Genomic DNA, 13008 nt, shown 5'->3' with positions numbered 1-13008 from the left:
TACATATCCGAAAAATTGTTAACAAAAATTTTTACTTTGCAAAAACAGGATGCAGTGCATCCGCTAATTTCCCAAACTCTTGAATTGAAAGTGTTTCTCCTCGGCGAGTTGGCTCAATATTTGCTAACTCTAATGCCTGTAAAATTTGATCCTTTTGTGCCTTTCCATTTGGTAAACCAGATTGCAGGTTATTATAGATTGTTTTTCTTCGCTGTACGAATGAGGCACGCGTTACAACAAATAAAAAATCCTCATCTATTACTTTTACTGGTGGTTCCTCATGCTTGATAAGGCGAATTACAGCAGAGTCGACGTTAGGTTGCGGCATGAAAACTGTTTTTGGAACTGTCATTGCAATATCTGCTTTCACGTAATATTGTATTGCAATTGATAAAGAACCATATTCTTTCGTACCTGGCTTAGCCGTTATACGGTCTGCTACCTCTTTCTGCATCATCACTACAAAACCACGGATCGGTAATCGGTCATTGAGTAATTTCAGTAAAATTGGAGTCGTTACATAATACGGTAAATTTGCTACAACCATAATATCATCAATACCTGGCATCTCATCTGCAATTACTTTCTCCACATCTGCCTTAAGAATGTCAGAGTGAATGATAGATACATTATTATATGGACTAAGCGTATCTTCTAGTACAGGTAATAAACGTTGGTCAATTTCAAAGGAAACTACCTTTTTAGCGCTTCTCGCCAAATGCTCCGTTAATGCCCCAATTCCAGGACCAACTTCGATTGCGCCACTATTCTCAGTTAAATTAGCGTGACTCACTATATTTCTTAAAATGTTCGGGTCAATTAAGAAGTTTTGACCTAAACTTTTTTTAAATGAAAACCCATATTTTTTTAAAATTTCTTGTGTTCGAATTGGTGTAGCAATATCCTTATGCATCATTTTCCTCCTGATCTAACTGTGCGATAGCCGCACCAAATTGCTCCTCTGTAATCTGAAACATTTTCAATCTTTTATGAAGTTGTTTACCATTTGTAGCACCTATATTTAAGATTTCCCCTAGTCTATCACGACGCTGCTTTGATTGTGGATGTCCAATTAAACAAGCAGTCATTAAATCTTCCAATGTAATTACCTCTTCGTTTAGCCCCTCATGTGAAAGGGTATAGACATGTTGTAGTGCCTCACGTATATCATCATCAGCAGCATGCTCAATCCCTAACCCTTTACCGTTTTTAGCAATCGTTTTCGCTTTTGGTAAAAAGGCATGCTTCACCCCTTTTACACGCTCCTCGATAATGGCCCGTATACGACGTCCTGGATAGTCTGGATCAGTAAATACAATAACTCCACGTTTTTCTTGGGCGTGCTGAATTCGCTTTAACGTTTCTTCAGTAATTGCAGATCCATTTGTTTCTATAGTATCTGCTTGTACAGCACGTTTAATAGCTGTCGTATCATCTTTTCCTTCAACAACAATAATTTCTTTAATTTGCAAAAAGGCTCCTCTTTTCTATCTACCTTATCTTCTGACCATTTTACAACTGCTCTATACAATTTGTACAGGAATACTAGGTCCAGATGAGCTTATCTTATCTAACTTACTCTCTACATACCTTACCGCATCATTTGCTAAAAAATAATAAAGAAGCCTTCCCGCCAGTCAAAACAGGAAAGCTCCATTTGTGAAAAAACATTTTGATTAATTTTACAATTTTTTTAATTTAATACTTTAACGCGCACTTTCTTACGTCCCCAGTTACGTGCTTGGGCATCTGTTTGTACAAGTATGTCAATCTTATTACCCTTAATTGACCCACCAGTATCCCCAGCTATAGCAGTTCCATAGCCTTCTACCCAAACCTTTGATCCTAACTTAATAACAGAAGGGTCAACTGCGATCACCTTCAAGCCAGAATTTGAACGTAGGTTTATACCAGTTGCTGATGTACCAGTGCAACCGTTGCAATATGGTGTATATGCTGTTGCCGTTACATAAAATTCTTTACCGTTAGCAGGCTCTGCAGAACCACGTGACACAGTTGCTGCACTTGCAACGATTGTTTTTGTGCCTACTGCAACCACTTGTTTTTTCGGCTCTTTTAATACTTTCTCAGATTGCAGGTTTTTTGCCACAACCTTACCGTTTTCTTTGACAACTTCATACGTACGAGAAACCGAACCCTTCTCGCCCGTTGCTACTACTTTTTGTTTCCCCTTTTGCAATGAAGCATCCTGCTTCTTTTCAACTGCGAAATCTAAAGAGTCTTCCACTACATCGATAACCTTTTCTACGCGAACTACTGTGATTTTACTCTCCGGAGTAATAACGTTCTCCAGGTTATTTTCGACACGATCGAATTCATTTAGCTGAATTCCTTGTTGTTTTAAAAAGTTAGCGACCGTAGTCGAAGTGGACCATACTTGTCTTTTATTTACGCCATCGACAAGCGCTACTTGAAACGCTTTTTGAATATCGATTTTGTTTTCTGCTCCTACTTCAGTATCTAGACCTTGCGCTAAAGAGTCATGTTCAGATACTTTAATATTTGCTTCCTTCAAAATGTTCTTCACAAGTGTTTCAGTTGTCCAAACTTTTGACTGATTTCCATCAACTGAAATAGTTACTTCTTTTGCCTGTTCCCATGTAATTGCTAATCCATTAACAATTTTGGTGTTCAGAGAGGGTGAAATTTTGTCATGCTCTGCTATATCTATATTTTGATTTTGTAATAATTGTTCTACAGTTTTGGCATGTGTTGATACTTCGATTGTTTCTCCATTTGCTTCAAGCTTAACGGATTTTTTCGTACCTTGATAAAGCACGAAAGAGATTACAGACACAAACAGGACAAGTGAAATAATTCTTATCACTGTTTGCTTACTCCTCAATGATCCTAAGAACAAGTTTTTCATGGAATTATTTGACATGAAAAAACGCCTCCTTAATACAAGGTTGGATTATACGGACTAGTTTTGGCACTGTCAACCCGAAAGTATTTCTCTGAAAATTGACTTCTTGTTTTTTGCCAACCACAAACCCTGTATTGGAGGCATCTAAGCTAGTTAATTGTCAATCCCAAAAAAATTTTTCGCATTGGCTGTAGTTGCTTGTGCAATTTCCTCAATTGTCAACCCTTTCAAACGTGCGATTTCCTCAGCAACTAAAGGCACGAAAGCGGGTTCATTGCGTTTACCTCGATGTGGATGTGGAGCTAAATAAGGAGCGTCTGTTTCAATCATCAAGTGCTCAAGAGCAATTTCTGTCGCTACTTCCTTTGGTAGACGTGCATTTTTAAATGTCACTGGTCCCCCAAGACTAATCATAAAATTCATAGCTATACATTCACGCGCTGTTTCTACACTCCCACTAAAGCAGTGCATAACCCCCCCTACGGATGCAGCATTTTCTTCACGTAAAATTTGTACAACATCACCTGTTGCATCCCTATTATGAATAACGATTGGTAAATTGATCTTTTGAGCTAATTGAATTTGCTTGCGAAAAAGTTCCTGTTGAACGTCTTTTGGAGACTTATCCCAATAGTAGTCCAATCCCGTTTCACCAATGCCAACTATTTTTGGATGTGAAGCTAATTGCTCAATCCATTCTAAATCTTGTGGAGTACAATCAATAGCGTCTACTGGATGCCAGCCAATGACACCGTAAACAAAATCATATTGCTCTATTAATTGCATTGTTCTCTCAATGGTTTTACGGTCGAAACCAATAACTACCATTCTTTCCACTTTAGCTTCAAGAGCTCTATCAATCACTTCTTGAAGATCTTCCTCATACTGATCTGCGTTTAAATGTACGTGTGTATCTATAAACATCTTCATTCTCCTAACATTGATTTTATTAAAATTTATTATTTCATATTTTTCGTGATCATTACAATTTCATTACAAACTATTCGACATTGTGACATTCCACTTAATCGACATTACCTAAAGTAGTTCTTTAAACCCATAAAACCGTATTTTTTAAGCACCATAAATTATTTCGAAATAATTTAATTTCAATTTCTCTAACAGATTTGAAAAGCCTGCTGAATAATTTCTATTCAGCAGGCCTTCCTTAAGTTCATTACTTTACTTTTGCACCATTTTCCAGTTTAGGATCAACTGATGCTAATTTTAAAATTCCATCTTTCTCACCAGCTAAAATCATTCCTTGTGATATTTCACCACGTAATTTTACTGGTTTTAAATTGGCTACGACAATCACTTTTTGACCTATTAATTCATCTGGTGTATAGAATTTCGCAATACCTGAAACTACTTGACGTTGCTCATATCCTAGATCAACTTGAAGCTTTAATAATTTATCTGCTTTCGGAACCGTTTCACATGCAGTCACAGTAGCTACACGCAAATCAACTTTCATGAAATCATCAATAGTAATTTCAGGAATTTCTGGATTTTCTTCAGTTTTTGCTACCTTTTTAATTTCTTCATCCTGTGGTGTTTTCACAGAGCCACGCATTTCCTCGCGAATATAAGTAATCTCAACCTCATTTTCTAAGCGTGGGAAAATCGGTATCCCTTTTTCTACCACTTTAATGTTTGCTGGAATAGTATTGCCGAATGTTTCAATTGTATCCCATGCTAAGAATTTGTCATCTAATCCTAACTGATCGATCATACGTTTTGGAGTTGTTGTCATAAATGGTTGCAACATGACAGCAATTTGGTGTAAGCTTTCTGCCAAATTTCGCATAACTGCACCTAATTTTGGCTTGTCTGACTCCTCTTTTGCTAACACCCAAGGTTGTGTCTCATCTATATACTTATTTGTGCGTGAAACAAGCGTCCATAAGTCAGCAAGAACGACACTAAATTGCATTTTTTCCATACTTTCTTCATATTTAATACGTACCGACTCAGCTTGCTCTTTTAAAGCTGCATCAAATTCTGTCGGTTGAAGATTTTCTGTCGGAATAATACCATCAAAATATTTATTAATCATTGAAATTGTACGATTTAATAAGTTTCCTAAATCATTAGCCAGATCAAAGTTTGTACGTTCAATAAATGATTCCGGTGAAAATACCCCATCAGAGCCAAATGGTAATTCTCGTAATAGGAAATAACGCGTCGCATCTAGACCATAACGCTCGATTAACATTTCAGGATAAATTACATTGCCTTTTGATTTAGACATTTTACCGTCTTTCATCATAATAAAACCATGAGCAAATACCTTTTTCGGTAATGGCAAATCTAATGCCATTAAGAAGATTGGCCAATAAATCGTGTGGAAACGAACAATATCCTTCCCAACTACATGTACATCTGCTGGCCAATATTTATTGAATAATGATTCATCTTCTGATAGATAACCTAAGGCTGTAATATAATTCGTTAATGCATCAACCCATACATAAATAACATGCTTTGGATCTCCTGGTACTTTAATTCCCCAGTCGAAGGATGTTCTTGATACCGATAAATCCTCTAGCCCTGGTTTAATGAAGTTGTTAATCATTTCATTTTTTCGTGATTCTGGCTCAATGAATTCAAGGTTCTCTTCATAATAAGCTAATAAACGATCTGCATATTTCTTCATATTAAAGAAGTACGATTCTTCTTTAACCTTATGCACCGGACGACCACAATCAGGACAGTTTCCGTCAACTAGTTGAGTCTCTGTAAAGAATGATTCACATGGTGTACAGTACCAGCCTTCATATTCACCTTTATAAATATCACCATTATCTAAAAACTTTTGGAAAATCTTTTCGACAGCTTTCGTATGTCGATCCTGCGTTGTTTGAATAAAGTCATCATAAGAAATATCCATTAAACCCCAAAGTTTTTTCGCAGCATCTGCAATTTCATTTACATAATCTTGAGGATGTTTACCCGCTTCTGCTGCTTTTTCTTGAATTTTTTGACCATGTTCGTCCATTCCTGTTAAAAAGCGTACATCATAACCTTTTAAACGTTTATAGCGTGCAATAGTATCAGATGCTACTGTTGTATATGCCGTACCAATATGAAATTTCCCACTTGGATAGTAAATGGGTGTTGTTATATAGAATGTTTTTTGTTGTTCACTCACAAGAACTGCCTCCATTGTTTTACAATATACTTTCTATTCTAACGAAGTACGAAATTCGTTTCAATGAAAGTTTATTAAACGCGAAAATTGTCGAATAATATATTTAATCCATTAAATGACTTAAATAAGAACCTTTTTTACTATTAACAAAAATATTTATTAAAAACCTTTTAAAAAAATTAAAATACCTGCATTCTTCTCAAAAATTTTTTTTAAAAACCATAATAATAGTGCATTAATTAATTGACGTTTATGGCATTACTTGGTATGATAACTATCAGACAACGAAATAATGTCGAAATTTGACGAAATACCAATATAACTTTTATAAATTAGGAGGAAATCTATTATGAAATCAACAGGGATTGTTCGTAAAGTCGATGAGTTAGGTCGTGTAGTAATTCCTATCGAGTTACGCCGTACGCTAGGTATTGCTGAAAAGGACGCTTTAGAAATCTATGTGGATGATGATAAAATCATCTTAAAAAAATATATGCCTAATATGACATGTGCTGTTACTGGTGAAGTTTCAGATGATAACTTCCGTCTAGTTGGAGGCAAATTAATTTTAAGTCCAGAAGGCGCTGAAATGTTAGTTAAAGAAATTCAATCTAACTTAAAAAAATAATTAGTTACTCACCTAAATCAAAACAGTGATTTAGGTGTTTCTGTTTATTAATATAACCAAATTCTTAAGCCCTTATAATGTCCATGTCAGACCTTTCTATTTTAAGATTACTATTATTTACAATTATTATCAATTTAAAATTGTGTCTCAAAATTATTACTTTTCAACTTTTAAGTTTCGGTGTCATTAACAAATAAAAATAAAGAGCTACCCTAATAAGGTAACTCTTTACTATTATTCACTATGATATTCATTATAAACATCTCGCTTTGCCACTTGCCTTAACTTAGCTACTTCTTTAATGGCCTCTTTTGAAGATACATTCGATTGATTGATAATGAAATCCACATGTTCAACAATGGACATGTTTTGCCAATAGGCTTCTTCACGATCTTCCTCTTCTACACAGCTATTACCTTCAAGAACAATACAAAACTCTCCTCGTATTTCTTCAGTTTGTGACCATTCTACAGCTTCAGACAAAGTACCTCGTAAAAACTCTTCAAACTTCTTTGTCAGCTCTCGAGCTAAAACAATACGACGTTCTCCGAGTATAGCTTCCATATCTTTTAATGTATCCTTTAAGCGATGTGGTGCCTCATATAGTAAAATCGTTTCTTGGCGTTTTTTTAATTGTTCTAATTGCTGGCGACGTTCCTTTTTTCCGCGATTCAAAAATCCATAAAAGAAAAATGGTTGTGGCGATAACCCAGATGCAATTAATGCTGAAATTGCTGCATTAGGCCCTGGTACTGGTACAACAGAAAAGTTTTGGGCAATTGCTTTTTCCACTATATCTGCACCTGGATCAGAAATACAAGGTAAACCTGCATCACTTACTAATGCAATTGTTTTTCCTTCTTGTAGTAATGTTAATAATTTTTCTCCACCTACGGCTATATTATGCTCATGGTAGCTGATTAGTGGTGTGTCAATCTCAAAGTAGTTACACAGCTTTTTGGTGTTTCTAGTATCTTCTGCAGCGATTATATCTGCTTCTTTTAAAATGCGAAGTGCACGCACACTCATATCCTCTAAATTACCAATAGGTGTTCCTACCAGATATAAACAACCTGTCTGATCGTGTATTGTACTTTTTTGTGATTTCACGATTCACCCCTCCTTATATAATTAATTTTCTGTGTTCTTGTTAATTGCTTAAAGGCATATTCAGCACGCATTGCTTCTTGCTTTGTCTCGAATATTTCTTTGTAAATACATTTCACTGGACCTCTAGCTCTTGTATATTTTGCTCCTTTACCAGCGTTATGTACAGCAACACGTTTTTCTATATTATTTGTATACCCTGCATAAAGAGTTTGATCAGCACACTCTAACACATAAAAGTAGTGATTATTGCTCTTTTCCATAAAGAATTTCTCTCACTTCTGTCGTGTATTCATTATTGGCATCATAAACATACAACGGTGGCAGAATTTTTAAATCAGGCTTGCCATCTTTTATTCCTTCTATTAATAATGTATTCGCCTCTTTTCCTTCCTTCGGATAAATGAGCTGCATCCGTTTAGGCTCTATGCGATTTGCTCGCATAGCTGTCACAATATCTAATAATCGCCCTGGTCGGTGGACAAATGCGGCCTTGCCCCCTTGCTTTAATAATTTACTTGCTGATTGAATCGCTTCTTCCAATGTTAAATACAATTCATGGCGTGCAATGGCATGATGCTCACTAAGATTTTTATCACTTGCTTCATGTGCTAAAAAATAGGGTGGATTACAGGTAACCACATCATACTTTTCAATGCCAAGTTGTTTCGGTATTTCTTTAACATCTCCAAGAATCATTTGAATTTGCTGTTCTAGCTGATTGTAACGGATACTTCTCTCTGCCATCTCAAACAAACGTGGCTGAATTTCTACTCCTGTTATCTGTCCCTTTGTACGTGCACTTAAAAAAAGTGGGATCACACCATTTCCTGAGCATAAATCAACAATTTTTCCCTTATGATAAGGAATACTGACAAACTTCGAAAGCAATACTGCATCTAATGAGAACGAAAAGACAGAGGGACTTTGAATAATACGTAAATTCTCAGCCAACAAATAATCTAACCGCTCGTCACCTTTTAGCCATTTTTCCATGCTTACTCCTCCTACGCTACAAAACAAAAGACTGACACCACCGTAGCGGGAATCAGCCTTTTATTACACATTTTGTTTATTTAAAAATGATAGACAAAACAGACAATCCTCACCCTTACGTGAACTTCCAAAATGAACATGGCAAACATGGAAGCCCTCTTGGTAGAGGCGAGCTAAGTTATCATATCCCTCACCAATATCTAGCGGACTCTCTTTCTTTACTTCAGCAGCTTGTACGGAGTTTGTATTAGAAAGTAGTTCTTCTAGACGTGTACGTAGGTGATGATTTTCTGTTTCAAGCGCCTTATGCTCTTCCATCATTAACGCTACAAATTGTTTCAATGCACCAAATTGCTCCTGCATTGCTTCGAGCTGTTGTTCGAACTCCATAACGGTATCTAAGAAATTACGGTCCTTCACCCAAGCCACCTCGTTAAATTCTCTATCTTAAATAAGATTTTTTTCGCATGCTAGCAGTTCTTCTAGTGTATACTCAACTGTGCGTTCCTGCTCATGTAAATATACTTGAATAAGTCTTTCCAGCACATTTAGCCCTACTACTTTCCCTCGGCCATCTGGTGTCATTGTTATCTCACCAACATCTGGCATGCCCTCTTTTGCTTCTTCATATTCATCATTTTCATACTTTAAGCAACACATTAAACGTCCACAAAGGCCAGATATTTTTGAAGGATTTAATGATAGGTTTTGATCTTTAGCCATTTTAATCGAAACGGGCTCAAAATCACCCAAAAATGTAGAACAACAAAGCATTCTACCACATGGACCGATACCACCTAAAAGCTTGGCTTCATCACGCACACCAATTTGACGAAGTTCAATACGTGTTCTAAAAACCGAGGCTAAATCTTTTACTAGATCCCTAAAATCAACTCGTCCTTCAGCTGTAAAGTAAAAAATAATTTTATTACGATCAAATGTATATTCAACATCTACAAGTTTCATTTCTAAATTATGCTCTATAATTTTAGTACTAGCGAGCTCAAATGCACGCTTTGATTCCGCTGCATTTTCCTCTACTTGTATACGATCACGATCATCTGCTGGTCTGAGTACTTGTTTTAGTGGTAATACAACATCATTATCACCCACAACTTTTTGAGGAACAACTACTTTTCCATACTCTACACCGCGGGCTGTCTCTACAATAACATATTGACTATCCTCTAGTAGAAATGATGCCGGATCAAAATAATATATTTTACCCGCCTTTTTAAAGCGGACTCCTACTACATTATACAAATGTATATCCCTCCTGCAGATTTAGCATTAACTGCTCCATCAATAACGTCCTATTCATGTTACGCTGTAAAGAGGCGCGTGCTTGTAAAATAGATTCCATCTGATTTGATAATCTTTCATAAGTGGAATATAACGCAACTTCTTTAAATAATGGTAACATGTCTGGATAAGTACAAGCTGCCTCGGGATTAGCTTTTATTGACACTATATCACGGTAAGCAAATAGTAGTAAATCCAATGCTTGCTCCATCTCGCTTTTTTCTTTAAAGTGAGGCAACCACTCTTCATGCACAATAAGCAATGCTTCGTGTACATTTTGCCGAATGGCCTCTACTAATTTTAACACTGTTTTTCGAGCGAGTGCAAACTGCTCATCATTTGCTAAAAATATCGCTGTTTCGAGCTCATTTGTCATCATGCTTACTGTTGAGGCCATTGAATGAGAAATATTATTTTCCTGTAAATGCTTCAACAAAACATGACGTGGCATTTTTTGAAATTTGATATGTTGACAACGAGAACGGATAGTTGGAAGAATTGACTGCATTTGCTCAGTTAGTAATATGGCAGTTACTTCTCCTTCTGGCTCCTCTAAAAATTTAAGTATCATATTTGCAGAGGCTGTATTAAGACGGTCTGCATGATGAAGCACATAAATCTTACGTCCTTCTTCTACACCCACCATTTTCATTTCTCCGATAAGTTCTCGCATCTGATCAATTTTTATGAATTGACCATCTGGATAAATTTGATGAATATTTGGATGATTTCCCGAATCTACACGTTTGCAATTTCGACATGTTTCACATGGAACATTTCCACTTGGTTGCTCGCATAACATTAATTTGACAAAAAAGTGCATAATATCTGCCTTGCCTGTCCCTTTTTCGCCATCAAAAATATATGCATGTGCTAATCTATTCTTGTCAAATATTGTTTGAAGCTGCTTCATTACGACTGGTTGCAGTGTGAGTAGCTCTTCAACATTCTTGGCCATACATTTAAATTCCTTCCTGTCTCTATAACAAAAGGTGATACTATTTTTGCACTTCTTGTAAAGAAACATTACAGTTGTTTACTTTAATGGCGAGTAGCCACATCAACATTTGAAAAAAGCCCGCGCCTAAATGAGAACGAGACACGGGTTTTACATATATAAATTAATTAGTAAGCCTTTAATTTCACCGATTTTATCAAGAAGATCTATTGCTTCTTTTTCTTCGTCTAAGAGATCCTGTGCAAGCTCGACAAGACGTGTATCAATGGTTTCAATGATTTTCAGACGTCTTCCTTCACCAAAACGATTCCAAGTATGTGATTGTTTTAACTCCATACCATGTTCTACTGTCTCTTGTAGAAATCGTTTAACAAGCATTTTAAACCTAGCAAGTTCTCGTAAATTACGTGATCTAGCTACTCGGTCCCCTGCAGTAGATATATCCCCTAACAAACGTGTGAGTTGTTCTGTTTGCAGCTTATTACCTTGCTTGACGACCATATCTCCAAATCGGTTATTTTGATTATTATTTTGTAGTGGCTCTTTGCGATTTGTATTTACCCCGACACGTATATCTTGATTAATCTTCAAGCTGGTTTCGCCCCCACAATTTTCATCTATTCTCCTAGGCATAATCGCTTTTAAATAAAATGTTTAATAGTAACAAATAATCAATGCTTTAGCTTCGGAGGCTACTTTTTAAAAATGATGGAATTGTTCAATCGGTAAAACAAATACGGTAGCTCCTCCCACCTCTACCTCCACAGGGTAAGGTATATAGGAATCAGCATTTCCTCCTAACGGAGAAACGGGTGCAACCATTTGCTCTCTTGCCCGACAATTATCCCGAATAATATCTAAAAGTTTGGGTATGAGAGAGTCTTCAGTTCCTATAAGAAATGTCGTATTTCCTGAACGTAAAAATCCTCCTGTGCTCGCTAATTTAGTTGCGCGAAACTGATTTTTCGTTAAAGCATTTGATAAGCGGCTGCTATCCTGATCTTGCACTACAGCTACGACTAACTTCATTCGCACTCACCCCTTTTATAAAATTCACCTAGATAGATTTCAATTCTATTCTTAAGCCTTAGCTTATAAATATTTATCTTAGTTCATCGGAAGTTTAAACTTCTGTTAAACTAGAGGAACATCATCATGTTGACACAAAAACTCTATAAGAAAGTTTTAAAAGAGACATCTACAAGGTTCCCTAAACACATAATGTATCTACACGAAGGCGTGTCAGACCTAAGAGGTACTTTTACCAATGATGCCCTCTTAGTGAAGATAAATTAATGGATAGTATCATTATATCACATTGTTGTAGACAACTTCATGCATTTACTGCATTGCTTCCAATAATAATGACCATACATCTTCCACAACATTTTCAATATCTTGATCCGCGTTGACTACACGTATTCGCTCTGGATACTGCTCTACTAATTGTAAATATCCTTCACGTACCTTCTGATGAAACGCCAAGCTTTCAACATCTAAGCGGTTTACTTCCCGATTGCCAGTTGCATGAATACGCGCTAAGCCAACCTCTGGAGCAAGATCAAATAGGATGGTCACGTCAGGTAATTTCTTTCCAATAGCAAATTCATTAATAGAAAGCACCTCATTGACACCTATACCTCTTGCATATCCTTGATAGGCTAAAGAGGAATCGATAAAACGGTCACATATCACTAACTTCCCTGCATCTAATGCAGGACGTACTTTTTCAAAATAATGCTGACTTCTTGCTGCAGCATATAACAATGCTTCTGTTCGTTCATCCATAGCAGTATGTGCAGGATTTAAAATAATCGTTCTTATTTTTTCCGCAATCTCAATTCCACCTGGTTCTCTTGTTGCTAGAACTTCAATATTATTTTTTGTTAATCGCTCTGCTATCATTTGAATGACCGTTGTTTTCCCTGCTCCCTCTGGTCCTTCAAATGTAATAAATAAATTGCTATTCATGCTGT

The 13008-nt window shown here is 36.3% G+C and carries 15 protein-coding genes; 1 reads left to right on the top strand and 14 read right to left on the bottom strand.

Annotated features, from left to right (window positions below):
• Positions 1–31: 31 nt before the first annotated feature.
• From rsmA to metG, 5 genes are all read right to left on the bottom strand, one after another.
• On the bottom strand, positions 32–913 hold the full coding sequence (gene rsmA, locus QH639_RS18510; RefSeq protein WP_048395444.1) for a 16S rRNA (adenine(1518)-N(6)/adenine(1519)-N(6))-dimethyltransferase RsmA: 882 nt from the start codon (positions 911–913) through the stop codon (positions 32–34).
• Positions 906–1472 carry a ribonuclease M5 gene (rnmV, locus tag QH639_RS18505; RefSeq protein ID WP_131522702.1) on the bottom strand — a complete coding sequence of 189 codons (567 nt, stop codon included), beginning with the start codon at positions 1470–1472 and terminating at the stop codon, positions 906–908. Before rnmV ends, rsmA begins: the two co-directional genes overlap by 8 nt.
• 221 nt (positions 1473–1693) lie before the next feature.
• Complete coding sequence (locus QH639_RS18500; protein ID WP_131522703.1) at positions 1694–2905, bottom strand: resuscitation-promoting factor; 1212 nt, start codon at positions 2903–2905, stop codon at positions 1694–1696.
• Positions 2906–3040: 135 nt separating this feature from the next.
• The gene (locus QH639_RS18495; protein ID WP_131522704.1) at positions 3041–3811 is read right to left on the bottom strand and encodes a TatD family hydrolase; all 771 of its coding nucleotides are present in this window, start codon (positions 3809–3811) and stop codon (positions 3041–3043) included.
• Between the two features lie 253 nt (positions 3812–4064).
• Positions 4065–6056, bottom strand: a complete 1992-nt coding sequence (gene metG, locus QH639_RS18490; protein WP_284705956.1) for a methionine--tRNA ligase — start codon at positions 6054–6056, stop codon at positions 4065–4067.
• A gap of 334 nt (positions 6057–6390) precedes the next feature.
• Between metG and QH639_RS18485 the strand changes: the two genes are divergently transcribed.
• The gene (locus QH639_RS18485) at positions 6391–6669 is read left to right on the top strand and encodes a transition state genes transcriptional regulator AbrB (protein WP_004229214.1); all 279 of its coding nucleotides are present in this window, start codon (positions 6391–6393) and stop codon (positions 6667–6669) included.
• A gap of 234 nt (positions 6670–6903) precedes the next feature.
• On the opposite strand, the gene rsmI is transcribed toward QH639_RS18485, so the two are convergent.
• From rsmI to tmk, 9 genes are all read right to left on the bottom strand, one after another.
• Positions 6904–7779, bottom strand: coding sequence for a 16S rRNA (cytidine(1402)-2'-O)-methyltransferase (rsmI, locus tag QH639_RS18480; protein WP_131522706.1), 876 nt, complete (start codon positions 7777–7779; stop codon positions 6904–6906).
• Positions 7776–8039 carry a GIY-YIG nuclease family protein gene (locus QH639_RS18475; RefSeq protein WP_004229219.1) on the bottom strand — a complete coding sequence of 88 codons (264 nt, stop codon included), beginning with the start codon at positions 8037–8039 and terminating at the stop codon, positions 7776–7778. The genes rsmI and QH639_RS18475 overlap by 4 nt, the downstream gene beginning before the upstream one ends.
• Positions 8023–8772 (bottom strand): tRNA1(Val) (adenine(37)-N6)-methyltransferase, encoded by a 750-nt coding sequence (locus tag QH639_RS18470; RefSeq protein WP_131522707.1) that lies wholly within the window; start codon positions 8770–8772, stop codon positions 8023–8025. The genes QH639_RS18475 and QH639_RS18470 overlap by 17 nt, the downstream gene beginning before the upstream one ends.
• Positions 8773–8835: 63 nt before the next feature.
• A complete protein-coding gene (yabA, locus tag QH639_RS18465; protein ID WP_004229222.1) occupies positions 8836–9192 on the bottom strand; it encodes a DNA replication initiation control protein YabA in 357 nt (118 codons plus the stop codon).
• 27 nt (positions 9193–9219) lie between these two features.
• Positions 9220–10035 (bottom strand): PSP1 domain-containing protein, encoded by an 816-nt coding sequence (locus QH639_RS18460; protein ID WP_048395431.1) that lies wholly within the window; start codon positions 10033–10035, stop codon positions 9220–9222.
• The gene (gene holB, locus QH639_RS18455) at positions 10028–11032 is read right to left on the bottom strand and encodes a DNA polymerase III subunit delta' (protein ID WP_048395429.1); all 1005 of its coding nucleotides are present in this window, start codon (positions 11030–11032) and stop codon (positions 10028–10030) included. Before holB ends, QH639_RS18460 begins: the two co-directional genes overlap by 8 nt.
• Before the next feature lie 150 nt (positions 11033–11182).
• Entirely contained in the window at positions 11183–11623 is a 441-nt protein-coding gene (locus QH639_RS18450) for a YaaR family protein (protein WP_131522709.1), read from the bottom strand.
• A 108-nt stretch (positions 11624–11731) separates the two neighbouring features.
• Positions 11732–12061 (bottom strand): cyclic-di-AMP receptor, encoded by a 330-nt coding sequence (locus QH639_RS18445; RefSeq protein ID WP_004229230.1) that lies wholly within the window; start codon positions 12059–12061, stop codon positions 11732–11734.
• Between the two features lie 312 nt (positions 12062–12373).
• Positions 12374–13003 carry a dTMP kinase gene (tmk, locus tag QH639_RS18440; protein ID WP_131522710.1) on the bottom strand — a complete coding sequence of 210 codons (630 nt, stop codon included), beginning with the start codon at positions 13001–13003 and terminating at the stop codon, positions 12374–12376.
• Positions 13004–13008 lie beyond the last annotated feature (5 nt).

The organism is Lysinibacillus sp. 1 U-2021 (assembly GCF_029916965.1).
Taxonomy (GTDB): Bacteria; Bacillota; Bacilli; order Bacillales_A; family Planococcaceae; genus Lysinibacillus; species Lysinibacillus capsici.
This window is presented reverse-complemented; position numbering and strand designations above follow the sequence as displayed.